Source organism: Actinotignum schaalii FB123-CNA-2 (assembly GCF_000411135.1).
GTDB lineage: Bacteria > Actinomycetota > Actinomycetes > Actinomycetales > Actinomycetaceae > Actinotignum > Actinotignum schaalii_A.
This window is the reverse complement of sequence record NZ_KE150262.1, coordinates 1,198,782-1,222,313: the sequence shown is the minus strand read 5'-3', so window position 1 is coordinate 1,222,313 and position 23,532 is coordinate 1,198,782. Positions and strand designations below refer to the sequence as shown.

18 protein-coding genes are annotated in these 23,532 nt (G+C 61.9%); 8 read left to right on the top strand and 10 right to left on the bottom strand.

Annotated features, from left to right (window positions below):
* Window positions 1-82: 82 nt before the first annotated feature.
* Both HMPREF9237_RS04925 and HMPREF9237_RS04920 read right to left on the bottom strand, forming a co-directional pair.
* Entirely contained in the window at window positions 83-1,441 is a 1,359-nt protein-coding gene (locus tag HMPREF9237_RS04925; RefSeq protein WP_016442635.1) for a class II 3-deoxy-7-phosphoheptulonate synthase, read from the bottom strand.
* Window positions 1,442-1,639: 198 nt separating this feature from the next.
* Window positions 1,640-2,854, bottom strand: coding sequence for a pyrophosphate--fructose-6-phosphate 1-phosphotransferase (locus HMPREF9237_RS04920; RefSeq protein WP_016442634.1), 1,215 nt, complete (start codon window positions 2,852-2,854; stop codon window positions 1,640-1,642).
* A gap of 69 nt (window positions 2,855-2,923) precedes the next feature.
* Between HMPREF9237_RS04920 and HMPREF9237_RS04915 the strand changes: the two genes are divergently transcribed.
* From HMPREF9237_RS04915 to HMPREF9237_RS04905, 3 genes are all read left to right on the top strand, one after another.
* Window positions 2,924-3,433, top strand: coding sequence for an SdpI family protein (locus tag HMPREF9237_RS04915; RefSeq protein ID WP_155875854.1), 510 nt, complete (start codon window positions 2,924-2,926; stop codon window positions 3,431-3,433).
* Between the two features lie 52 nt (window positions 3,434-3,485).
* A complete protein-coding gene (locus HMPREF9237_RS04910; RefSeq protein ID WP_016442632.1) occupies window positions 3,486-5,279 on the top strand; it encodes a DEDD exonuclease domain-containing protein in 1,794 nt (597 codons plus the stop codon).
* A gap of 135 nt (window positions 5,280-5,414) precedes the next feature.
* Window positions 5,415-6,041, top strand: coding sequence for a superoxide dismutase (locus HMPREF9237_RS04905; RefSeq protein ID WP_016442631.1), 627 nt, complete (start codon window positions 5,415-5,417; stop codon window positions 6,039-6,041).
* Window positions 6,042-6,205: 164 nt separating this feature from the next.
* Here the strand turns inward: HMPREF9237_RS04905 and HMPREF9237_RS04900 are convergent, their stop codons facing one another.
* Entirely contained in the window at window positions 6,206-7,207 is a 1,002-nt protein-coding gene (locus HMPREF9237_RS04900) for an FKBP-type peptidyl-prolyl cis-trans isomerase (RefSeq protein WP_016442630.1), read from the bottom strand.
* Between the two features lie 64 nt (window positions 7,208-7,271).
* The gene (locus HMPREF9237_RS04895; RefSeq protein WP_016442629.1) at window positions 7,272-8,627 is read right to left on the bottom strand and encodes a dipeptidase; all 1,356 of its coding nucleotides are present in this window, start codon (window positions 8,625-8,627) and stop codon (window positions 7,272-7,274) included.
* 192 nt (window positions 8,628-8,819) lie between these two features.
* Between HMPREF9237_RS04895 and HMPREF9237_RS04890 the strand changes: the two genes are divergently transcribed.
* On the top strand, window positions 8,820-9,515 hold the full coding sequence (locus tag HMPREF9237_RS04890; RefSeq protein WP_016442628.1) for a DUF3043 domain-containing protein: 696 nt from the start codon (window positions 8,820-8,822) through the stop codon (window positions 9,513-9,515).
* A 59-nt stretch (window positions 9,516-9,574) separates the two neighbouring features.
* Here the strand turns inward: HMPREF9237_RS04890 and HMPREF9237_RS04885 are convergent, their stop codons facing one another.
* Together HMPREF9237_RS04885 and HMPREF9237_RS04880 are read right to left on the bottom strand one after the other, a co-directional pair.
* Window positions 9,575-10,000 (bottom strand): hypothetical protein, encoded by a 426-nt coding sequence (locus HMPREF9237_RS04885; RefSeq protein ID WP_016442627.1) that lies wholly within the window; start codon window positions 9,998-10,000, stop codon window positions 9,575-9,577.
* 81 nt (window positions 10,001-10,081) lie between these two features.
* Window positions 10,082-10,396 carry a hypothetical protein gene (locus tag HMPREF9237_RS04880; RefSeq protein ID WP_016442626.1) on the bottom strand — a complete coding sequence of 105 codons (315 nt, stop codon included), beginning with the start codon at window positions 10,394-10,396 and terminating at the stop codon, window positions 10,082-10,084.
* Window positions 10,397-10,521: 125 nt separating this feature from the next.
* Between HMPREF9237_RS04880 and lpdA the strand changes: the two genes are divergently transcribed.
* On the top strand, window positions 10,522-11,895 hold the full coding sequence (gene lpdA, locus HMPREF9237_RS04875) for a dihydrolipoyl dehydrogenase (protein WP_016442625.1): 1,374 nt from the start codon (window positions 10,522-10,524) through the stop codon (window positions 11,893-11,895).
* Window positions 11,896-11,913: 18 nt separating this feature from the next.
* Window positions 11,914-13,689 carry a 2-oxoglutarate dehydrogenase, E2 component, dihydrolipoamide succinyltransferase gene (gene sucB / locus HMPREF9237_RS04870; protein ID WP_016442624.1) on the top strand — a complete coding sequence of 592 codons (1,776 nt, stop codon included), beginning with the start codon at window positions 11,914-11,916 and terminating at the stop codon, window positions 13,687-13,689.
* Between the two features lie 1,051 nt (window positions 13,690-14,740).
* Here the strand turns inward: sucB and HMPREF9237_RS04865 are convergent.
* Window positions 14,741-15,334: a hypothetical protein gene (locus HMPREF9237_RS04865; protein ID WP_155875852.1), complete on the bottom strand. Its 594-nt coding sequence runs from the start codon at window positions 15,332-15,334 to the stop codon at window positions 14,741-14,743.
* Between the two features lie 202 nt (window positions 15,335-15,536).
* On the opposite strand from HMPREF9237_RS04865, the gene HMPREF9237_RS04860 reads away from it, so the two are divergent.
* Window positions 15,537-16,238 (top strand): DUF4191 domain-containing protein, encoded by a 702-nt coding sequence (locus HMPREF9237_RS04860; RefSeq protein WP_016442621.1) that lies wholly within the window; start codon window positions 15,537-15,539, stop codon window positions 16,236-16,238.
* A 162-nt stretch (window positions 16,239-16,400) separates the two neighbouring features.
* The gene (glnA, locus tag HMPREF9237_RS04855) at window positions 16,401-17,825 is read left to right on the top strand and encodes a type I glutamate--ammonia ligase (protein WP_016442620.1); all 1,425 of its coding nucleotides are present in this window, start codon (window positions 16,401-16,403) and stop codon (window positions 17,823-17,825) included.
* A gap of 56 nt (window positions 17,826-17,881) precedes the next feature.
* On the opposite strand, the gene HMPREF9237_RS04850 is transcribed toward glnA, so the two are convergent.
* From HMPREF9237_RS04850 to HMPREF9237_RS04840, 3 genes are read right to left on the bottom strand one after another with little or no spacing between them, the layout of a single operon-like run.
* Window positions 17,882-20,905 (bottom strand): bifunctional [glutamine synthetase] adenylyltransferase/[glutamine synthetase]-adenylyl-L-tyrosine phosphorylase, encoded by a 3,024-nt coding sequence (locus HMPREF9237_RS04850; protein ID WP_016442619.1) that lies wholly within the window; start codon window positions 20,903-20,905, stop codon window positions 17,882-17,884.
* A gap of 17 nt (window positions 20,906-20,922) precedes the next feature.
* Window positions 20,923-22,260 (bottom strand): glutamine synthetase family protein, encoded by a 1,338-nt coding sequence (locus HMPREF9237_RS04845; protein WP_016442618.1) that lies wholly within the window; start codon window positions 22,258-22,260, stop codon window positions 20,923-20,925.
* A 39-nt stretch (window positions 22,261-22,299) separates the two neighbouring features.
* Window positions 22,300-23,499, bottom strand: coding sequence for a DUF2207 family protein (locus tag HMPREF9237_RS04840; protein WP_016442617.1), 1,200 nt, complete (start codon window positions 23,497-23,499; stop codon window positions 22,300-22,302).
* Window positions 23,500-23,532 lie beyond the last annotated feature (33 nt).

The window sequence follows — 23,532 nt, the reverse complement described above, 5'->3', positions numbered from 1 at the left end:
ACTCGCGCTGGCACCCGGTCATTCAGTCACGGGACGCACCCAAGCAGGGCCACTGCGGTCCCAGGCTGCGGCGCGCCCCGTTTTACAGGTGGACGTCGCGCAGCATTTCGGCCAGCTGGTAAGCCAGCTCGAGGGACTGCTGGTGGTTGAGACGCGGATCGACCAAGGATTCGTAGCGTTCGGTCAGGGTCTCTTCGAAGATTTCTTCCGAACCGCCCAGCACCTCTGTCACGTCATCCCCGGTCAGTTCCACGTGGATACCGCCCGGGTGGCTACCTAAGGCTTCGTGGACCGCGAAGAACCCGCGGATTTCCGCCATGATATCGCTCAAGCGGCGGGTCTTAATTCCATTGGATGCTTTGATGGTATTTCCGTGCATGGGGTCCGAAACCCAGGTAACCGGGCGCCCGTCACGCTGCACCGCTTCCACCAGGGGCGGCAGGGCCTCTTCCACGCGACCAGCCCCCATGCGAGTAATGAAGGTGAGTCGGCCCGGTTCACCTTCCGGATTGAGTTTGTCGATAAGGGCGAGAGCGGTATCTGGCGTCGTCGTCGGACCTAATTTCACCCCGATCGGGTTACGTGCGTGGGAGAACATCTCCACGTGGGCACCGTTGACATCCCGGGTGCGTTCCCCGATCCACAGGAAGTGTGCGGAGGTGAGGTAAGGATCGTGGGTACGCGAATCGATGCGCATCATAATTTCCTCGAAGGGCAGCACCAGGCCTTCGTGGGAAGAATAAATTTGCGTTTCTGCCAGCTGCGCGCCGTCGACCCCGGCCGCGGTCACAAAACGCATGGCGCGATCAATCTCGCTCGCTGTTTTTTCGTACCGCACGTAAGCCGGATTGGCAATAAAACCGCGGTTCCAATCGTGAACCGAACGCAAGTCAGCGAAACCACCGCGCGTGAAAGCACGCATGAGGTTGAGGGTGGCCACCGAGTACAGGTACGCCTCCTCCAAACGGTGCGGATCATGGCGGCGCGCCGCGGCCGTGAATTCGTGCCCGTTAATGGAATCGCCCAAATAGGAGGGCAAGGTGATATCACCAATAGTTTCGGTGGCCTGGGAGCGCGGCTTGGAGTATTGGCCGGCCATCCGCCCAATTTTCACTACCGGCACCGAAGCCCCGTAGGTCAAAATAACCGACATTTGCAGCAGGGTGCGAACCTTGGCACGGATGCGATCCGCGGTGATTTGCTCGAAAGATTCCGCGCAATCCCCACCCATGAGGACGAAAGCTTCTCCGCGTTGCGCGGCCGCGATACTTTCGCGGAGCCGATCGCATTCACCCGCAAAAACGAGGGGCGGCATTTTCGCCAGGCGCTGCATGACGGCAGCAAGCTCTGCTTCATCCTCGTAATGAGGTTGGTGCAGAGCAGGCTTATCGCGCCAGGCGTGGGCCAGCGCAGCAATTTTATGCGTATCGTCCTCAAACATAATCGAAATCTTAGCCCGGAACGGAGGCGCGGGCAGAATTGCGTCAACGCCATGAGACGCAGCCTGCACGCAAAGGCGCGCACCACACTAAAAATGATCTGCACACAAGCTCGCCCCGCACCAGATAACCGGTACGGGGCGAACATTCACGTGCGGATACGGGGCACCCGGGCAGCCCGGGCCCACGGCGCAGCCGCATTAGGCGTGCGGGCGAACCTCCTGGCCGATGGCCTGCATGGTCTCCACGAACCAATCCTGGGTGATATCGAAGGCCTTGTGGCCCTTCACCCGCGGGAAAGCGATATTGGTGAGGACGTTACCGTTCTCCTCATCGTGCCCGATGAGGCCGGGCTTACCTTCCAGGGCGCACTGCACGGCCAGGTCCACCATGCCCTTGATGAGGCGCAGGTCCTCAGCGTTGGCGTGCCAGGCGCGGGAGAAGTACCCGGACTTTTGCACCATGACCTTTTCCGCGCCGAGCTTCTGCGCGAATTGCTCAGCGAACCAGCGGCCCGGATTGACCTTATCGAGCTGGACGTGTCCGAAGGGATCGCGCGGTACTTCCTGGCCGGCGGCTTCCATTTCGGCCACGATTTCATCCACGCCCGCACCCTCGGAAAGGAAGATATTGACGTTGCCGATCTCATCCATAATCTTCTTGAGGCGTTCGGCTTCCCCGCTGATATCCAAAGCCATTTCGGGCAGGAACACGGCGTGCACATCCCAGCGTTCCTTGGTCAGACCCAGCGCCGGAGCCCATTCCTGCTCCTGGACCCAATCGTGGTAGTACTTGGAGGCCTGCGCGGTAAGGTAGCCGCAATTACGGCCCATGACTTCGTGCACGATGAGCATACGCGGGTTGGAGCGATGCTCACCAATAATATGCTGGGCGTAGAGCGAGGCTTCTTCCGCGGCGGTCCAGGCGCCCAGGGACTGGCGCACCGGAATAATGTCATTATCGATGGTCTTGGGAAGGCCCACCACCACGAGGTGATGCCCGTTTTCTTCCAGGTAGGCAGCCAGATCCGCGGCGGTGGTATTTGTATCATCACCGCCGATGGTGTGGAGCACATCCACGCCATCTTCCACGAGACGCTGGGCGGCGAATTCCAGCGGGTTCACGCCTTCTTCCACGAGGCCACGCTTGACCAGATCCTCGGTATTGGTCAGCTTGACGCGGGAGTTACCGATGGGTGAACCGCCGAAACGGTGCAGGATATGGGCTTGTTCGCGCCCTTCTTTATCGATGGTGATGTAATTCCCGGTGAGCAGCCCGTGGTAGCCATGCTGGTAGGCGATAATTTCCACATCGGGCGCAATTTCCGTATAGCGCTCAATGAGGCCACCCACGGCCGAGGACAAACACGGGGCGAAACCTCCGGCGGTCAGGAGCGCAACGCGGCGGACAGTCATCGTTAACCTTCCGTTTCTGATTGGGGGATTATTCCGCTGTTGATTATACCCGCAGCTATAGTGTCTTTCATGGGAGAAGGACCTACAGGCAAGCACTCGGATAATAGCTTCGATGCGCAATGGGACAAGATCGCGCGCGAGCTGGAAGCCGAGGGGGTGGGAGCGAATATCAATACCACCCGGGATAGTGATGCCGCGCTGCCGCCGGTGGATGTTTCCCCGCGCTACACCGATGCCGCCTGGGCTCTGGGTGGCGGGCGAGCGGCCGGTCCGCGCGATTGGTCCCCGGCCCCGGAAGATTCAGATTTTTCCGACGACGACGCCACTTTCAACCCGGCCTCCCGCGAAGAATATTATGTTCCCCAGGCCCCTGCCCACCGCTACGCGAGCCTCGCCTGGGTGGCCACCGGGGTGCTGGTTCTCATCAGTGCGCTCATGTTTATCGGCCTGCTGCCCGCCCCGCGCCTGACCGCGTGGATCCTGGCCGGTGGAGCCCTGGTGGGCGTTGTGGTCGCCATTATTTTGACGGCACCCGCCCGCGAAGATACCGATCCGTACGACGACGGCGCCCGCCTGTAGCGCGCTACTTCTCCGCGAATTCGTGTCGTAGCTCCGCGCTAGGGTAAAAATCATGACAGCACGGCATATTCCGCGGCCCGGCACCCGGGTCGATACCGAACCTATTGAGGTGTATCGATCCGGCCGCATCTTGGCTCCCCGCCAGTTGGAATTTGCGGATCTGGGGACTCCTCTGGATGAGGTTACTTTCGTGGTGGTAGATGTGGAAACCACCGGAGAGAGGCCCGGGGCGCATGCGCTCACCGAAATTGGGGCGGTGAAAGTGTGCGGAGGGGAGGTGGTGCAGGAGTTTTCCTCACTCGTCAATCCCGGGGTGCCCATCCCGGCCCAGATCACCGTGCTCACCGGAATCACCACCGCGATGGCGGTGAGCGCTCCCCCGCTGCATGAAGTTCTCCCCGCTTTTCTCAATTTCCTTGGCCCCACCGCCCCGGTGCTCGTGGCGCATAATGCCCGCTTCGATATGTCCCATTTGCGCGGAGCTTGCGAAGCGATAGATATGGCGTGGCCGCGGCTGCGCGTCCTCGATACCCTCGGGCTGGCGCGGCGTCTTTTCAGCCGCGATGAAGTTCCCAATCACAAACTAAGCACCCTGGCGGGATACTGCCGGGCCGCGGTGCAACCAAGCCATCGTGCCCTCGATGATGCGCGGGCTACCGTGGATGTGCTCCACGCGATGATCGGGCGGCTCGGCCCGCTCGGTGTCACACATATCGAGGACCTGCTCACCGTCTCCAACCCGGTTCCGGCCCGCCGGCGCCGCCGCGCCGTACTCGCCGATCAGGTACCGCACAGCCCGGGCAGCTACCGTTTCATCGGCCCGAATAACGAAGTACTGTACGTGGGCAGCTCCGGGAATATGTACCGGCGGGTACGCCAATATTTCACCGCCGCGGAAAAACGCCACCGCATGGCGGAGATGGTGGACCTGGCCACCCGGGTAGAAACCACCCCCACCGCCACTCTCCTCGAGGCACGGGTGGTGGAGCTGCGCGATATTACTCGCTTCGATCCGCCCTATAATCGCCGCTCACGCCGCCCCCACACCCGCACCTGGATCAGCCTCGATACCACGCCCGTGGCGCGCCTGAAAACTACGCGCAGCTGTTCGGCAACGGAGGCGGCAAACTCACTGGGGCCTTTCGGCTCCCGCACCGCCGCCCGGCGCGCCGCCGAGCTCATCGGGGATGAGGCCGGGCTCAATCCCGCCGGCCTCAACGTGCCACGCAAGGCCGATCTGAGCGATTGCCCGTGCCACTTCGCTTCCCACGCACCTTGCGCGTTGGCCCCGCGGGGCACCGTCAATACCGGGCCAGTAGCCCTCGCTCGCGCCCGACGGCTGTTAGCTGGTTCCCTTGCCGAAGTATGGGACCACCAGATGGCCCGCATTGCCCGCCTGGCCGCCCAGGAGCGTTTCGAAGAAGCGATGGTGGAGCGCGACCGGCTTTTGGCTCTTCTCACCGCAGCCCAACGGCGGGACTTGCTGGTTCCGCTGTGGCGGGCACGCCGCGTCGTCGCCGCGTCTAAGCGTGAGGATCACTGGGAAATCATCCTCGCGAGTTACGGCAGGCTCCTCGCTACCGCGACGGTCAGCGAAGCCCGCGATGTTCCCGAACATGCCGCAGCGCTCCGCAATGCAACTCCCCTGCTTGCGGCTCCCCCCCGCGCCGCCGAGCACGCGCACCCGGAGGAAACCCAGCTCCTGGCCGCCTGGCTTTCCGATCCGCGCTCGCGAGTACTCGCCGTCGAGGGCGAGATTCCCCTCGCGGTGCCCCTCACCTCAGCCCATCGTTTCCCGACTTCCTTCCCGGGCGCGGAAGAATCGCCCGGCTTGGCTGAGCGCTAAACCTCCCCCATTCTCGCCACCTATGTGCCGGACACCACATATACTGATGATATTCGCATTCAATTACTGTTCGGAGATTCCGAACATATCTAAGCGGGGTGGCACCGCGATGCCGCCCAGAATTGGAGTATGAGAATGGCAACCTACACCCTCCCCGATCTTCCCTACGATTACGCGGCACTCGAACCGCATATTTCCGCAAAGATCATGGAGCTCCACCACGATAAACACCACAAGACCTACGTTGACGGGGCCAATAAATCCCTGGAGAACCTTCGCGAGGCTCGCGAGAAGGGCGATTTCGCGGCAGTGAACCAGTACACGAAGGATTTTTCCTTCAACCTGGGCGGCCATGTTAACCACTCGATTTTCTGGACCCTGCTCTCCCCCAACGGCGGCGGACAACCGGAAGGCGAGCTTGCCGAAGCAATCAAGGATTCCTTCGGTGATTTCGCTACCTTCCAGAAGCAGTTCACGGCCGTGGCCACCGGCATCCAAGGCTCGGGCTGGGCGGTGCTCGGCTACGATTCCGTGGCCGGCAAACTGGTGATCTACCAAATGTACGACCAGGCCAATAATGTGCCTGCCGGGGTGCTGCCCGTTTTCCAGCTCGATATGTGGGAGCACGCCTTCTACCTTGACTACCTCAATGTCAAGGCCGATTACGTCAAGGCGATCTGGAATATTGTCAATTGGGAAGAAGCCGGGCAGCGTTTGGCCACCGCCCAGGAGCAGGCCACCGGCCTCCTCATTCGCAAATAACTCACGCACACACCGCGCCGGCGCTATTCATAGATACGCGCGACATCCTTCCTAGATAGCACGAAGGGCGAGGCTCCTCTACTGAGGTACCTCGCCCTTACGCTATCCGGGCCATTTTGGCCCTATCCGAAACCGCCGGTGACTACCCGGCAACTACCCGCTAGCTACACCGCAGAAAGAATGTCCACGACCACGGCAATAGCCTGGGCCGGATTATCTTTACTGGGCACGCTCAACAGCACTCGCGAACCAACCGGCACTCCGGCCAGGGGCGCGAAAATCTGCTGGGTGGAAGGAACCGAACGCGGGCCGGCCGGGTAGTTCGCGGTTGTGGGAGCCCAGGTATTTTCCGCGTGGGCGTTATCCCATTGTGCGGCCGCGAACTGGAGCACATAGGTGCCCTTCTCCGGGAGCGGAGCCCCGCTGCCGCGAGCAATCACCGTGGCCTTGAGTTCCGCGGGAGCTTCTGCTCCGTCTTTCACCCGGATCTCGGTAATGGGCTGGCCCAACTCCCCCTTGTATTCCACCGGGAGTGCATCGGCCTCGATTTCCACCGTGGCACCGGCCTCGCCCGCGCTCTTCGCGTTCCAGGCATCCAGAATTTCCACGTAGAAAGCAATGGTATCCGTGGCCCCGATGGAACCATCCTGGGTGCCACCCGAAGGCCCGTAGCCCCACTTGGCCGGGATGGACAAAATCAGCTTGTCCCCCACGTGGGCTTTGGCCAGGGTGTGGCTCCAGCCCGGGATCACCTGGGCGAGCGGGAAAGTAGCCGGGGCGTTGCGCGAATAGGAGGAATCGAAAGGTTCGTTCTTCCCCCACACTTGACCCACGTAATTGACCTTGGCTACCGCATCGGCGCCCAGCTCCGCGCCGCTGCCCTGTTCCAGCACCCGCACCCGCACATCCGCGGGAGCATCCCCCTGCGGGAACTCCAGCAGCGGTGCCTGCGCCGTGCCACCCAGGGACGGCATGCCTTCCTCCGAGTACACAATCTCAGGCGTTTCCCCGGGGGCGGGGCTTTCCACCGCACCGCTTGCCTCAGCGCTCGCGGATTCCGAAGCAGCCGGTGTTGAGCTAGCTGCGCCGTCGTTCCCACCCGAACATGCCGCGAGGCCGCACGCGAGCAAAGCCGCCGTGCATCCCGCAAGAATTTTCTTTCCCATCAATGTCACTTTCTTCGTTCCGTTCGCGCCGCGCGAAGGCGCCGCGGCCTTCGCCTACCCGCGCTTAGCGGCTTTCGCCCGCACCCAGCTTCTCCAGGAGCAGCGCCTCCGCCAGAATAGCGTTACGCCAATCGCCCAGATGCAAGGATTCGTTATGAGCGTGAGCACGTGCGTCCGGATCTTCCACGCCGGTCACCAAAATCTCCGCCTCCGGGAAGACTTCCGCGAGGTCAGAAATGAAGGGGATAGATCCACCCGTTCCGATATCCACCGATTCGTGACCGAAGGCTTCGCTGAGCGCTTCACGAGCCAGATGCATAATGGGGGTATCCTCCCCGGCCTTGAAACCGGAACCCGCTTCCGCAACTTCAGTGACCACGGTAGCTCCGAAGGGCGCCTGCGCTTCGATGTATTCGGCCAGCAGTTCGCCAGCGCGCTGCGGATCTTGACCGGGAGCCACCCGCATGGAGAGGAAGGCCCGCGCGGAAGGAATCACGGTATTGGAGGCTTCCGCCGTGGAGGTGACATCCATGCCGATCACGGCGATGGAGGGTTTCGTCCACATGCGCGAATTGAAAGAGCCGGTGCCCAGGAGCTGCATGCCGGGCAGAATCGCAGCATCGCGGCGCAGGTGCTCTTCTTCGTAATCGACGTCGGCATCATCCCAGGCATCCAAACCGGGAACCGCAACGTCACCGTTCTCGTCGTGCAAGGTTGCGATAATCCGCGCGAGGGCGGTCACCGCATCGAGGGTGGGCCCGCCGTACTGCCCCGAATGCACACCGTGGGTGAGAGTAGACACTTCCACGCCCAAGCGCACGACACCGCGCAAGGAGGTGGTCAGGGAGGGCACCCCCACCTTCCAGTTACCCGAATCGGCCACCACAATGGCATCGGCTTGCAGGCGATCCCGGTAGGTTTCCAGGAACGCGTGGAAGGTAGGCGAACCGATTTCTTCTTCACCTTCGATAAAGAGGGTGACGTTCACGGCCAGGTCATCGCCGAGAGCCGAGATCGCGGCCATATGGACAAGCACGCCCGCCTTATCATCCGCGGTGCCGCGCCCGTAGAGGCGCCCGTTCTTTTCTACCGGCTCGAAAGGATCGGATTCCCAGCCGTCCAGGGTTCCCTGCGGCTGCACATCGTGATGCGCGTAGAGAAGAATGGTGGGCTTATCATCGCCGACGTGCTTATGGGCGAGAATCGCCGGGCGGCCCTTACCCTGGGGTGTTTCCAATTCAATAATATCGACGTCGAAGCCGCGTTCGCGGGCCATACGCGCCACGAACTCCGCAGATTCACGCACCTTGGCCTGGTCAAATGCATCCGCAGAAACGGAGGGGATACGGACAAGGTCCTCAAGCAAAGCGCGATGGACGGGCAGGGCCTCATCCACGCGCGCAACAAGATCACTACTCATACGTCCTAGGGTACCGGGTTCGCGCCGGCGGCCGCGCGGGCGAGTGCTCAACAACGACGGCGCAGGCTGTGCGCAGGCGACTTTGTGTGAACGGCTGCGGGTAGTGTGCACGGGTAATGGACAGGGCAGTCGCGCGCGAACGGTTAGACTATTCTCGTTCAAGGCATAGTTGGCGACGACGCAGGAGTTGAGATGGCATTCGGCCGCAAGAAAGAGGCACTAGAACAGGCGCAAGAACAGGTAGCACCCGCACCCACCCACCCCAAGGGATATACACCGAGCAAGGGCGCACCTACCCCGAAGCGTAAGGATGTGGAAGCGCGCCGCCGGCGGCCGATTATTTCTGATAAATCCTCCATGACGCGAGAGGAAAAGAAAGCCCGCAAGGCCGAGGAACGCGCCCGTTCCTCCGAGCGCTGGGAACGCGAACAAACCGCGATGAAAACGGGGGATATTCGGAATATGCCCCTCGCCCACGCGGGTGTGCAGCGGGCTTTCGCGCGCGATGCTCTTGATTCGCGCTTCCAGTTCTCCTCGCTCATGCTCTTCCTGGCCATCATTATGATCGTGGGCGTTTTCACCCTCACCCGCTATCCGCTGGTCTTCAATGTATTTGTTATTACCTGCTACGCGGTTCTGGTGCTCATGGCCGTGGAAGCATGGTGGCGCGCCCGCCAGGTCCGCACCCTGGTGGAATACAAATTCGGGGAGGATAAAACTCCGGATCGTCTGGTCGGGCAGATGATGTCACGCGGCTTCACCCCGCGGCGTTGGCGTATGCCCCGCCCCATGGTGAAATTCGGTGAGTACCCTGAGGGCGGCACTCCCGCGGATCTCAAGAAGGCGCGGGAAGCGAAGAAAGAAGCCAAGCGCGCCGCCAAAGGCTAGGCTCGCCACTAAAAAATGAGACCTCGGGTGCAGGAAAGGTCTCAATTGCAAGGCAAGATCTAAAGATTGCGCTGGGCGATGCTGGCTGGCCGCGACCACATAATCCACGCCAGCCCGGCAATGGCCCCGAGGGTGGGAAGGTAATAATAGGTGGCACCGGCCTGATACCAGGGACTCACCTGGTGGAAAAGATCCGGGATCACCACACCCACCACGGCCATCACAATATTGGCGCTCCAGCAGGCGGTGGCCACCCAGCGCATCCGCCGCCCGTTGTGGAGAGAGCCAGCGCAGGCAAGTACCCAGATAAGCGCCGCCACCAGGGTGGTGGCCATGCGCCAGGGATAGCCCAATTGAAAATCTTCGGTGCCCGCGACGATGGCTCGCCACACGAAAATAGCGGCCCCCAGGCTCAGCGCAATGAGGAGGAAGAGAGGCCAGCCCACGGCAGTGCGCCTCTCGTCTCGAATCATTTCACTATTCACCTGGCTCCTCCCAGAATCCTGCACCGGTTTCGCGTCTCCTTCACGAGAACGACCGCGGAGACGACGTACCATCATAAACCTTTAAGCGCGCCGGTGCTCCGCATTCCAACGGCGCACCGACTCGGGGTAGCCGGTGCGATTAATTTCGTAGAAAGGTATGCCCAGTTCCCGGGCAAGTTGTGCTCCGGCAGCCAGATCGGGCACCCGCCGGCGAGTCCACTCCCCGGTGCGAGCAACGAGGAGAAGAGCTGCCGGCTCACGCGGAGTTTCTACCTCAAAATAAGCTTCCACCCCCGCCCGGGTCTCGATGAAATCGGCGAAGTGTTTCGCCGTTGTCGAACGGCGAGCACCGCTGTGAGCGGCACGGGAACGGGAGCGACGCGAAAAAAGACCCATACGGTGATTTTAGCGACCCTCGCTGGGAGCGTGATGCGTTCCAGATAACACCTCAGCATGGCACAATATAGGTATAGCGGCTCTTGTACCGCATTCCAAAATGTTGTATTGCGAAGGGAAATCCTGTGGCAGAAACGAAAGAGTACGACGTCGTCATCCTCGGTGGCGGCAGCGGCGGCTACGCGGCCGCGCTTCGTGCCGGTCAGCTGGGCCTGACCGTTGCTCTCATTGAGGCTGACAAGCTCGGCGGTACCTGTTTGCACCGCGGGTGCATCCCCACCAAAGCACTGCTGCACGCCGCTGATGTTGCCGATGAAATGCGTGAAGGCCCCTCCATCGGTGTGAAGGGCTCCTTTGAGGGCATTGATATGCCTACCTTGCAGGCTTACAAGAATGGCGTCATCGAGAAGATGTTCAAGGGTCTGACCGGCCTGGTCTCCTCGCGCGGAGTAGAAATTGTGCAGGGCTGGGGCAAGCTCGTTGCGAAGGACACCATCGAAGTTGATGGCGTGCACTACCGTGGCAAGCACGTCGTTCTTGCTTCCGGTTCCTACTCGAAGACCATCGGCCAGGAAATCACCGGCCGTGTACTCACCTCAACCGAAGCGCTGGAACTGGGTGAAGCCCCCGGATCCGTGATCGTGCTGGGTGGCGGTGTCATCGGGGTGGAATTCGCTTCCGCGTGGCGCTCCTACGGGGCAGAAGTCCAGATTATTGAGGGCCTGCCGCGCCTGGTTCCCAATGAAGATCCGGAAGTTTCCAAGAATCTGGAACGCCAGTTCCGCAAGCGCGGTATTAAATTCGCCACCGGAACCATGTTTGATCGCCTCGAACAAACCGATCATTCCGTCAAGGTTTTCACCCAGGACGGCAAGGAATTCGAAGCGGATTACCTGCTCATCGCTATCGGGCGCGGTCCGGCCACCGCGAACCTCGGCTACGAGGAAGTCGGGGTGAAGATGGATCGCGGTTTCGTCCTCACCGATGAGCGCCTGCGTACCAACATTGACGGAATCTACGCGGTAGGCGATATTGTGCCCGGTCTCCAGCTGGCACACCGCGGTTTCCTCCAGGGTATTTTCGTTGCGGAAGATATCGCGGGGCTCAACCCGAAGGTGATTGACGAAACGAAGATTCCGCGCGTGACCTTCTGCACCCCGGAAATTGCCTCGGTGGGCCTCAATCAGGATAAAGCTGAGGAAGAATACGGCAAGGAAAATATCACCACCGCCACCTTCAACCTCACCGGTAACGGCAAGTCCCAGATGCTGGGCGCGGCAGGTTTCGTTAAGCTGGTCGCGGTCAAGGACGGCCCCATTGTGGGCTTCCACGCTATCGGGGCACGCATGTCCGAACAGATCGGTGAAGGTGAACTCATGGTGGCTTGGGAAGCTTACGCTCAGGACTTCGATGGTCTTATCCACGCCCACCCCACCCAGAACGAAGCAATCGGCGAAGCGGCACTGGTCCTCGCGGGCAAGCCGCTCCACAACCACTAAATCGAGGGAGAAAACTCTATGTCTGAACCGTTGAAGATGCCCGCCCTGGGCGAATCCGTCACCACAGGTACCGTGACCGCCTGGCTCAAGCAGGTGGGCGATACTGTTTCGCTCGATGAGCCGATTGTGGAAGTGTCCACGGATAAGGTCGATTCGGAAGTCCCCTCCCCCGCGGAAGGTGTTATCGAACAGATCCTCGTCCAGGAAGACGAAGAGGTTGAGGTGGGTGCGATCCTCGCCTATATCGGTGATGGCTCCGGTCTGGCTGCTCCGGCAGCTCCCGCCAGCAACGCGAACCACGCGGAAGCTCCAGCCCCGGCTGCTGCCCCGGCGGCCCCGGCTCCGGCTCCGGCCGCTGACGCTGCACCTGCCGCACCGGCTCCGCAGCAAGGCAGCTCGGCTGCCACCGGTGTGGAAGTGAAGATGCCGGCCCTGGGCGAATCGGTCAGTGAAGGAACCGTCACCTCGTGGCTGGTGGCCGAAGGTGACGAAGTCGAAGCCGACCAGCCCATCGTGGAAGTCTCCACGGATAAGGTTGATTCGGAAGTTCCTGCCCCGGCCGCTGGCACCATCCAGAAGATCGTGGTCCAGGAAGACGAAACGGTTGCGGTGGGCACCGTCATCGCTTATATCGGCGACGGCGCAGCCGCGCCCGCTCCCGCGGCTCCCGCCGCCGGAGCGGCCCCGGCTGAAGCACCGGCCAGTGTGGCGGCGGTCCAGGAACCGGCTTCCGGGACCCCGCAGCACGGCACCCCGGCCCAGCAGGAAAACCAGGCACACACGCCTGACCTGGATGTGGCTGATGCAGGTACCGGGTTCTCCGAACCGGATGCCTACATCACTCCAATTGTGCGCAAGCTCGCCAAGGACTTGGATGTGGATCTCTCCGCGGTCAAGGGCTCCGGTGTGGGTGGGCGTATCCGCCGCCAGGATGTGGAAGAGGCAGCCGCTGCCGCGAAGAAGGCTGCAGAAGAAGCCGCGCGCGCCCAAGCCGCTGCTTCTCAGCCGGCCCCGGCTCCGGCTCCGGCACCCGCCCCGACCAAGAAAGCCGTACCGAGTGCACCTTCGGCTGAGGCAGCTCAGCTACGCGGTACTACCGCGAAGATGACACGCCTGCGCCAAACCATCGCCAAGCGTATGGTGGAATCCCTCCAGATTTCGGCGCAGCTGACCACCGTTATCAAGGTGGATGTCACGAAGATCGTCAAGCTCCGCGAAGCCAATAAGGCTGCTTTCGCTGAACGTGAAGGAACCAAGCTGACCTACCTGCCCTTCTTCGTCAAGGCCGCTATCGATACCCTGAAGAACCATCCGAAGCTCAACGCCACCATCAAGGACAATGAGGTGGAGTACTTCGATTACGAGAACATCGGCATCGCGGTGGATACCCCCAAGGGCCTATTCGTCCCGGTGATCAAGAACGCCGGCGATCTCAATATCGCGGGCCTGGCCCGGGCAATCAACACCGGTGCGGCCAAGGTACGCAATGGCGAAGCAGCTGTCGATGACCTCACCGGCGGTACCTTCACCATTACGAATACCGGCTCTAACGGTGTCATGTTTGACACCCCGGTCATCAACCAGCCCGAGGTAGCTATTCTGGGTATCGGTGCGATTATGCGCGAACCGGGTATCGTCAAGGATGCGGACGGCAACGAATCCATCGGTATTCGTTCCTACCTCTACCCGGCGATCACCTACGATCACCGTTTGGTCGACGGCGCAGATGCCGGCCGTTTCCTCAAGGAATTCAAGGCCCGCCTGGAAGAAGCCGATTTTGAAGGTGCGTTCTAAGGAACTCGGTTATTGGGTTACTCAGCACCTAAGTAGCTAACTAACCCAATAACACAGCCTCAGCCACGCACGTAATCTGGCACATAACGATGCTCCCCGGTTCCGATATTGCTCATGGCAATCCGGATACCGGGGAGTTTTCGGGTTAATAGACAGCCGAAACTGCATGAACCGTGCCCGGGAACAAAGTGCGAGGGAGAGCACCGTTTCGGGGGGTTCGTGTCTCTTACGCGCATCCTGTGGGAGGCGATGTCCCGCACTCGCACTGTGCCTAGCCGGGCTGCCTGGCTGACCCGCGGATCTGGAGCACTGCACCGGACCACCGCGCTGTATCATCGCGATTTATCATCGCGTAAAAACGCCGATCCCGGACCCCGCATCGGCCGTTGCCTTACCCCGCCGTCCGCGCCGGTGAGGAAGGTGTCGCAGGCGGTCTCGGTGGTGTCGGCAAGCCACCCCGCCGTCCGCGCCGGTGAGGAAGGTGTGTTTTTCCGGGATGTACTTCGCATGTACGACAAGCGCAGTACAGCTCTGAAAACAGATACCCCCTTCCCAGGTACTGGTGTGACTATTGAAGCTTGTGAGGCCCTTGAGACTCTCGTGGGAAGGTAACCGTGTCCGCCCGACATCAAAGCGCAACGGCAACTACATTAACAAATTGTTTTGATGTCGTGAAGTTGCTTTTCGTGGGGCCCGCTGTCGTGAAGTTGCTTTTTGTGGGGCCTCCTGCCGGGAGGGCGCATCCTGTAGGGCCCACGTCGTGGCGTTGCTATTTATGGGCATCACCTCACGTCGTCCATGCTTGCCCATGCCGAGCGAGTGATCACGGTAGGGCCAGCTAAGAGAATACATGTACGTGGGTAACAGTTTTTCTGCGGTTCTATATCCGTGACGTAGATTCTGCGTCCCTAACAGCCCACAACGCGCTGGCCCTGTATATGGCTAACCCGGCACGGTATCGCTACCGCAAGCCCGTTGTTACTAAGCCTATACATGGGGGCGTTTTATCTTACGAACACGGGTGAACCGTTCACGAACACGGGCGAACCGTTCACGAACACGGGCGAACCGCCACAATCCGCCACGGCTGCGGACTCAGCTGCCACCGCGCACACCGCTCCGGCTGCGGCCCCATAGTTTGCCCGCCAGATAGAACGAGGCGGCGCTGCACCGTGACAACCTCGAGAAGATCCTCCCCCACCCAGGAAGCTTCCCGCACCTCGGTTTCTACCTGCGCAACCGGAGTGCTATCCAGCACGCTACCCAATGTCGCATCGGCTGCGGCTGCTTCACCTTCCGGCACACTCAAGGCACTCAGCGCGGCTGTATCACCCGCGCTTAGCACGGCATCACGGGCCGCCACGAGCTGCCGGGCCACCGCCAGAGCATCCGGCCCCGGCTCAGTAGTACCCGCGCCAGCGCCAGGCACCGGACCCTCACCGCACCCCGGGTCTTCTCCACGTACCGGGCCCCCGGGTGCCTTTTTCACCGCAAGCACCAGCGCACCCAGCGTCATTCCTGCCAGCACACCTGCCACCATCCCGAGCACACACAAGCGCACCAGGAGAGCTACCCGGCCGGCGCTAGCTCCTCCCACGCCACGTGCCCCGCTTACCCCACGCCGATTCATCACTGTGCCTGTCATAGGGACAGTTCACCACCGCCGGCCCACCCCGTCCAGGAACCATCCACAGGCAAGCCCTCCACGGCGTCATTATCCACAAGTCGCGCGCCGAACACGGCGTTCGACCGACCCGAAGGCGTGAGATTGGGCCCGGTGCTCAACAAAGCCGGCGCTATCGTCTAGAATCGACGGGGACTATCGAGAAGGATTTAAAAGGAATCAGATGGCACAGGATAAGAACAAGGGCGCGAAGAAGAAGCCGGGCTTTTTCAAGACTCTGCGTGACGCATTCACCATCGCAAAGCGTACCTACAAGCATCTGGGCTGGTGGCTCGCCCTGGCCGGGCTCGCGGGACTGGGAATCGGCATTCTCCTCGGTTTCCTTACCAAGAGCTGGATCGCGTGGACCGTCTTCGGGATCCTCCTCATGCTCCTGCTCCCCATGCTGCTTCTCACCCGGGCCGTACGTTCGGCCAGCTACGCGCAGCTGGATGGTATGCCGGGCGCCACGTCTGCAATTCTCGATTCGCTGCGCGGCTCGTGGGTCAAGCAAACCGAACCGGTGCGTTTCAACGCGCGCCACCAAGATTTCGTTTTCCGTCTCATCGGGCGCCCCGGCGTGGTTCTGGTTGCCGAAGGCCCCATATCACGCACCCGCAAGCTCATTGATGATGAGCGTCGCGCTATTCGCCGCGTAGCCCCGAATGCCCCGGTGCACGCTATCTTCATGGGGAATGGCGAAGGCCAGGTTCCGCTCGCCAAGCTCGAGCGGGCCATTAAGAAGCTTAAGAAGGAAATTTCCGCCCAGGAAGTTTCGGCCCTGTCCCAGCGCCTCGACGCTTTGGGAAATAAGGCGCTCAATATCCCCAAGGGTATTGATCCCACTAATATTCGCGCTAATCGGCGGGCCCTGCGCGGCCAGTAGGGCCGCGCCGTCGTCGTACCTCGTCAGTATCCGCCCGGGGAATTCCACGTGAGTTTCCCGGGCGGAGTCACGCCCGAATGTTTTTTGAGCCGGGGACGGCGCGCTAAAATACATGGGGTAAACCGCACCGCTAGCCGAGCCGCGCGCCGGGAGGAGTCCACCATGTTCACAAGTGTCGCCGAAGCTGCCGAGTTTATCGCGGAAAACGAGATTGAATTTCTCGATATTCGCTTCTGTGACCTGCCCGGCGTGATGCAGCATTTCACAGTGCCCGCCACCCAGGCAACCGCGGAAAAAATGAGCGAGGGCTATATGTTCGATGGCTCGTCGATTCGCGGTTTCACCTCGATTCACGAATCGGATATGAAGCTGCTCCCCGATGTGTCCACCGCCTTTGTGGATCCGTTCCGCGCGGAGCCCACCCTCGTCATGAATTTCAATGTGGTGGATCCCTATACGGATGAACCCTTTGCGCGTGATCCTCGCAATGTTGCTGAACGCGCCGAAGCCTACCTGCGCTCCACGGGAATTGCGGACACGATTTCGGTGGGTGCGGAAGCCGAGTTCTATTTATTCGACGACGTACGCTATGACACCGGGGTCAATCATTCCATGTACGTGATTGATTCCAATGAGGGCTCGTGGAATTCGAGCCGGCTGGAACCGGGCGGGAATACCGGATACAAGATCCCTCACCAGCAGGGTTATTTCCCGGTGGCCCCGGTGGATGCTAATGAGGACGTACGCGACGTTATGTGTCAGTATCTGGCGCAGGTGGGTCTGGATGTGGAACGTGCCCATCACGAAGTGGGTGCGGGCGGCCAGCAAGAAATTAACTACCGTTTCAATTCCTTGCGTGCCGCGGCGGACGACCTCATGAAATTCAAGTACGTGATTCGCCGTGCTGCAGATGAGTGCGGGAAAACTGCCACGTTCATGCCCAAGCCGCTTTTTGATTCAGCCGGTTCGGGTATGCACTGCCATATGTCGCTGTGGAAAGATGGCCAGCCACTTTTCCACGATCCGCGTGGCTACGGCCAGCTTTCGGACCTAGCTCGCTGGTACGTGGGCGGCCTACTGGCGCACGGGAAGGCGCTCGCGGCTTTCACCAACCCGTCGGTGAATTCGTACCGCCGCCTGGTTCCCGGTTTTGAAGCGCCGATTAATTTGGTGTATTCGGCGCGTAATCGTTCGGCTGCGATCCGGATTCCGCTGAGCGGGAATTCCCCGGCCTCCAAGCGTATTGAATTCCGAGTTCCCGATCCGACCGCTAATCCCTATTTGGCTTTCTCCGCGGAGCTGATGGCGGGCCTGGACGGCATCCGCAACCGCATCGAGCCGCCGGCCCCCATTGATAAGGATATTTACGAGCTACCGCCGGAAGAATACGCGGATATTGAGACAATCCCGGCTTCCCTTGATGAGGCCTTAGCCGAACTGGAAGCTGATCATGATTTCCTCCTCGAAGGGGATGTCTTCACGGAGGACTTCATCGCCACCTGGATTAAGTACAAGATGGATGCGGAAGTCACGCCGCTGCGCGCCCGCCCGCACCCTTATGAATTCGAGCTGTACTACACGCTCTAAAGAAGTACGTGGATGAGCTTTCTGCCCGCACCACGGGCCTACCCGCGGTGCGTGGCCTAGTTCCGCCCGTAAAAAACATATTCGACGGCGGCGCGGGCGTGGCGTGCCGCCCGGGCGCGCCGGTCGAGGACATCCGCGGCGTGCTCGGCGCCCAGGATCGCGGCCATGCGTTCGCGCTCGCGCGGGTCACGCGGAATGACCTGGGCGGCACTCCCGGTCCGGCCGGTAGCCACAAAAGCGGCCTGGCGTAGGGCGCTGGCGGTCTGCCACCCTTCGACCAGGGCCTTTTCCTGCGCCCCGGTGAGGAGCCCGGCAGCGCCGGCCGCCCGCAGAGCCTCTCCCGTTCCGGTAACCCGGAGTTGCGGGCAGGCCGCGGCGTGCTCAAGTTGGAGGAGCTGCGCGGTCCACTCCACATCCGCACTTCCGCCCGGGCCGAGTTTGAGATGGGAAGCCGGAGCTACTCCCCCGGGGATTCGTTCTTTTTCCACCCTGATTTTCATGAGTCTGATGGCGGTACGCCGAGCCTCATCCCAGTGTTCCGGGTAGCGCAGCGGGGCGATCATCTCCACGAAGCGTTGCCCGAGCGTCCGATCCCCGCCCACCGCGCGGGCCCGCAGCAAGGCCTGGAATTCCCAGGGTTCAGCCCAGGTCCGGTAGTATTCCGCGTAAGAATCCAGGCGCCGGGCCAGCGGCCCGCTCCGGCCTTCCGGGCGCATATCCGCATCCACGGCTAAGGGCGGTACCCCGCCTGTTTCCTGTTCTAAGCGCATGAAGGCACGAGCCAGCGCATCGGCGTATCCCGCGGCCGTCTCGGGGCCGTCCCAGACGAACATCACATCAGCATCCGAGGTGTAACCGCATTCGCGCCCGCCCAGGCTCCCCAGCCCAATCACCGCAAAAGAAATATCGGGATGGCTATCCGCCTCGTTTTTTTCGGCGACGACGGCGCACCTGGCGGCGCGTACCCCCGCTTCCACCGCGCATTCCACGGCGTTACTCACCGCGCCTGCTACGTCATCGGGCCCGAGCAGCCCGAGAGCCTGGGCCATGGCGGTGCGCAGCACTTCTCGCCAGCGTAACCACCGGCCCGCCCCGGCGATCTCCTCCGGCTGGCTGCGCCGCTCGAGGAGCGCGTCTAACTCCCCGCGCAGCGCATCCGCGCTGCGCGGGGTCAGTTCGGCGTCGTCGCCCAACCATGCAATGGATTCGGGGAGCTCGGGAATATCGCGGGCGAGGAAACGCGAGCGGGCCAGGATAAGGGCGAGGCGGTGCGCGACGGGCCCGCCGTCGCGCAGGGTGCGCATATACCAGGAGGTATCTCCCATTTTTTCTGAAAGCACCCGGAAGGCGAGGAGGCCGGCATCCGGCTCGGGCCCTTCAGCAAACCACCCGAGCATCACGGGGAGGAGCTGGCGGGCAATGGCTGCACGCCGACTATTTCCCTCGGTCAAGGCGCGGATATGGCGTAAGGCACCAGCCGGGTCACGGTATCCAATACTGGCGAGACGGCTGTGGGCGGCCTCGGGCGCCAGGGAAATATCATCCGCGGAGAGCTGCGCGGCGGCAGGTAGGAGGGGCCGATAGAAAATATCTTGGTGGAGTTCACGCACCTCCCGGCGCACCCGCGCGAAGGTGTCGAGGAGTGCGGTGGCATCTGGCAGAGCAAGGGAGCGGGCCAGCCGACGCAGGTCATCTTCCCGGGTGGGTAGCACGGCGGCTCGGCGCAACCGCACCATTTGGGCGCGGTGTTCCAGGCAGCGTAGCCACCGATAGTGGTGGTCGAGGCGTGCGGCGTGCGTGCGTGAGATGTATCCACCTTCGGACAGGCTCGCGAGCGCCGTGGTGGTCGTGGCCGAGCGGATGGTGGTATCTACTCGCCCGTGGACGAGCTGGAGGAGCTGGACGGTGAATTCGACGTCGCGCAGGCCGCCCGTCCCTAATTTGATGTGGCGCTCGCGTTGTGCGGTAGGGATATGGGATTCGACACGGGTGCGCATGGCGCGGGCGTCGGTCACGAAATTCTCTCGGGAGGCGGCGTTCCATACGAGCGGGCGGGTGGCGCGCAAGTAGTTTTCGCCGAGTTCGCGGTTGCCTGCGGCTACCCGGGCTTTGAGGAGGGCTTGGAATTCCCAGCTTTGCGCCCAGCTGGTGTAGTAGTCGAGGTGGGAGGCGAGGGTGCGGACGAGGGAACCGGTTCCGCCTTCGGGGCGGAGCATGGTGTCAATGGTCCACAGGGCGCTTTCGGGGCCAGGGGCGCTGATATACCCGGCGAGGGTGGTGGCCAGTGCGGTGCCGATCTCCAACGCTCGTGCTTCGCTGGTCCCCGGGCGCGGTTCAGTAATGTAAACCACGTCCACATCGGATGCGTAATTGAGTTCCCCGCCTCCGGTTTTCCCGAGCGCGATGATCGTGAAGTCAATATCGTGGGCATCGGGTACCCGGGTGCGGGCGAGCTGAAGGGCACCTTCCAGGGTGGCGCAGGCCAGGTTGGAGAGGGTGGCGGCCACCTCGGGCAGGCGGATAAGGGGATCGGGAAGGGTGAGATCCCAGCCGGCGAGGGTGAGGATGCGGGTGTAATAGTGGGCTCGCAGTGCGGCAATGGCATCCTGGAGATCACTGCGGTTCGCGTGCGAATCGTTCCCGGCCGCCGTTCCGGACTCCGGCCCGGCGCCGACCGCAGTACCCGTCCCGGTACCTTCCACAGCGCCCGCGAGCCACGGTGCCAGGGCGGCGCGCATGGCTGCGCGTTCCTCCGCCTCGCTCAGGAGTGCGCGTGCCTCTGTTTCTTCCGTGCTTCCGCACAGCGCCCGCGCGGCTTCTGGGTGGCGGGCAAGGTGATCGGCCAATGCGGTGGAAAGCCCGAGGACAGCCAGGAGGCGCGGCCGGGCAACGGCATCGCAACCCACCCCCTCCCGGCGGCTTAAGCCGAGCCGGGCGCAGGCCGCAAGTGCCCGGTCCGGGTCCGCCACGTGCGTGAAGTCCTCGGGCTGCCAGGCTCCGGCCTCCAACTCCGCGGCGGCACGTTCGGGTGCCGTGAAACCGGAGCGCCGGGCCCGCTGGACGAGGGTGAGACGACGCATACTCGTTCCCCGCCGCCCTATCGATCCGCTCGGAAACGTGCGCGTTCCAACGGGGTGACCTGGGCGCGATATTCGGCCCATTCGGCGCGTTTATCGCGCAGGAAGTAATCGAAGGCATCTTCGCCCAGAATCTCGGCAACCAGATCGGAGCTCTCCATAAGCTTGAGTGCGGAGTCCAGGCTCCCGGGCAGGGATTCGATACCGAGCACCGCGCGTTCCATATCGGTGAGGAGGAGAACGTCCGTATCGGCCGGATCAGAAAGATCGTATTTTCCTTCGATTCCAGCCAGGCCCGCGCCCAGCACCGCCGCGAATGCCAGGTAGGGATTGGCGGCCGTGTCCAGGGCGCGGTATTCCAGACGCGCGGATTGCGGTTTGGTGGGTTTATATTCGGGTACCCGCACGAGGGCCGATTGGTTACGCGGTCCCCAGCACACGTAGGGCGGAGCCTCCCCGCCGCCCCACAGCCGCTTATAGGAATTAACATGCTGGTTGGTCACCGCGGTGATTTCGCGAGCGTGACGCATGAGCCCGGCCAGGAAGCGCCGCGCCGTCACCGACATCCCGAACTGGCCGCGTTGATCGTGGAAGGCATTCGTTTCGCCTTCGAAAAGCGAGAAATGGGTGTGCATGGCCGAGCCGGGCCAGTGGGCCAGGGGTTTGGGCATAAAGGATGCTTCCACCCCGTGGCGCAGGGCTACTTCTTTGATAATGACGCGGGCGGCCATAATGCTATCGGCCATCGTCAGGCAGTCGGCGTAGCGCAGATCTACTTCTTGTTGACCCGGTCCAATTTCGTGGTGGGAAAACTCCACGCTTATCCCCACGTCTTCCAGGGAGAGGATCACGTCCCTCCGGAAGTTATGGGCCACCGAGCGAGTGACGTAATCGAAATAAGAGGCCGAATCAATCGGGGTGGGTTCTTCATCATCGCTGGCTCCCGGCTGGAAGAGGTAGAACTCCACTTCCGGGTGGGCGTAGGCAGTGAAGCCCATATCCTCGCAGCGGCGCAGGGTGCGCTGGAGGATAGCCCGGGGATCGGAGCGGGCCGGCTCACCTTCGCGGGTGAGGATATCGCAGAACATGAAGGCGGCGTCGTCGCTCCCATCCATACCACGCAAGACCGCAAAGGTCGAAGCATCCGGGCGCGCAATCATATCCGATTCGTACACGCGCGTGAGCCCCTGGATTGCCGAGCCGTCAAAACCGATACCCTCGGCAAAAGCGTTATCGAGCTCCACGGGAGCCACAGCTACGGATTTAAGGGTGCCGACGATATCGGTGAACCACAACCGCACATAGCGGATATCCCGGTCGGTTATGGTGCGAAGAACGTGTTCTTGCTGCTCATCCATGGCGCTTCATCTTTCCGTTGTTTGTGCGGCCGAATTCCGTTATTTGTTCGTACGAGTGGAGGCGGGTAGTAATCCGCGTACGAAGCGCCGCAGGTGGCGGCGGCGTGCGTGCGGGAGATCGTGGGCGAGCGGGTGGGAACGGAACCGAGTTTCCAAAACGCTCAGGGCCTCGCGCAACTGGTACCAATTTGTGATGTCTTCTCCAGCAAAGTGCAGCCACGGGAGGGCTGCGCCGACGTCGCGCATATCCCGCGAGTTAATGCGCTCGAGGGAACGAACCCATTCATCCGCGCATTCCAGGGCATAAGCCCAGCCCACATAAGAAGCGAGGACGTCTGCGCTCACCCCGGCGAAACGGGGAGCAGCGGTGAGGAAACGCCGGAAACCTTCCACTTGGTCGCTGGCCACCACCCCGTTCGGGGTGAGAGAAGAAAAATTGAGAAGCCCCACGAATCCGCAGAACACCAGCCAGCCACCCACGATGAGCCAGTACCAGGACAGTTCGAAAGCCAGGGCCCCGATAAAGGCCAATCCCGTCAGGGCGATGCCACCGAAGAAGAGTACGGCCGCCAGCGAACCCACCAATTCGCGCCCGTGATGGTACCAGCCCCGCCGCGATACCACTTCCGCTTTGCTATCGCGAGCGATGGCCAGGGCAAGACGGGTGGAAAAGCCCTGCACGCGTAGCACCGGCCGGGAGGCGGCAGGCAGTCCGGCATTTTCCATCGCGGTACGGTACGAGCGATCATCAAATGGCTCAGATTCACGGAACGCTGCCGATTCGGCACTTTCCGGGGAGGCGAGGGCAGCCAGAACCCGCATCTCAAAAGGTTCGAGGGTGGAGGCATCCGCCTCGGTAAGCGAAATGGTGATCATCTGGCCGCGCAGGGCCGGATCCCGGAAGAAGTCAATGGTGAGGAATCCGCGGGCGGCCAGGTCGAGGAGGGTGGTGATGGCAGCGTCATCCGCGGCGTAGTGGCGGTGCATAAAAGCCCCGAGGGCGGCCGGCATATCCGGGGGGATGGTGCGCACCGGCGGGCGAGTGTGCCGACGCCGCCGCCGGTAATTATGGCCGGTTACCCCAGCAGGTTCACGCGGATACACCCCGCGCGGAAGATCGGCATATTCCCTACTGGGAATAAGCGCCAGGCACATAATGACCAGGGCAGTCACCCCGATCCCTAAAGCCAACCAAAATTCCAGTGCGTTCATGGACACCAGCTCAAGCAAGGGTTCCACAGTCACCTCCTCGCACCTAGCGTACCGTGCCCG

Bases quoted from the DNA above. Each gene is read 5' to 3' on its own strand.
- HMPREF9237_RS04890 (WP_016442628.1), top strand. From the start codon at position 8,820: ATGGCATTCGGCCGCAAGAAAGAGGCACTAGAACAGGCGCAAGAACAG.
- HMPREF9237_RS04865 (WP_155875852.1), bottom strand. From the start codon at position 15,334: ATGACAGGCACAGTGATGAATCGGCGTGGGGTAAGCGGGGCACGTGGC.
- HMPREF9237_RS04915 (WP_155875854.1), top strand. From the start codon at position 2,924: ATGGGAGAAGGACCTACAGGCAAGCACTCGGATAATAGCTTCGATGCG.
- sucB (WP_016442624.1), top strand. From the start codon at position 11,914: ATGTCTGAACCGTTGAAGATGCCCGCCCTGGGCGAATCCGTCACCACA.
- HMPREF9237_RS04895 (WP_016442629.1), bottom strand. From the start codon at position 8,627: ATGAGTAGTGATCTTGTTGCGCGCGTGGATGAGGCCCTGCCCGTCCAT.
- HMPREF9237_RS04845 (WP_016442618.1), bottom strand. From the start codon at position 22,260: ATGGATGAGCAGCAAGAACACGTTCTTCGCACCATAACCGACCGGGAT.
- HMPREF9237_RS04905 (WP_016442631.1), top strand. From the start codon at position 5,415: ATGGCAACCTACACCCTCCCCGATCTTCCCTACGATTACGCGGCACTC.
- HMPREF9237_RS04880 (WP_016442626.1), bottom strand. From the start codon at position 10,396: ATGGGTCTTTTTTCGCGTCGCTCCCGTTCCCGTGCCGCTCACAGCGGT.
- HMPREF9237_RS04860 (WP_016442621.1), top strand. From the start codon at position 15,537: ATGGCACAGGATAAGAACAAGGGCGCGAAGAAGAAGCCGGGCTTTTTC.
- HMPREF9237_RS04910 (WP_016442632.1), top strand. From the start codon at position 3,486: ATGACAGCACGGCATATTCCGCGGCCCGGCACCCGGGTCGATACCGAA.
- glnA (WP_016442620.1), top strand. From the start codon at position 16,401: ATGTTCACAAGTGTCGCCGAAGCTGCCGAGTTTATCGCGGAAAACGAG.
- HMPREF9237_RS04920 (WP_016442634.1), bottom strand. From the start codon at position 2,854: ATGACTGTCCGCCGCGTTGCGCTCCTGACCGCCGGAGGTTTCGCCCCG.
- HMPREF9237_RS04925 (WP_016442635.1), bottom strand. From the start codon at position 1,441: ATGTTTGAGGACGATACGCATAAAATTGCTGCGCTGGCCCACGCCTGG.
- HMPREF9237_RS04900 (WP_016442630.1), bottom strand. From the start codon at position 7,207: ATGGGAAAGAAAATTCTTGCGGGATGCACGGCGGCTTTGCTCGCGTGC.
- HMPREF9237_RS04850 (WP_016442619.1), bottom strand. From the start codon at position 20,905: ATGCGTCGTCTCACCCTCGTCCAGCGGGCCCGGCGCTCCGGTTTCACG.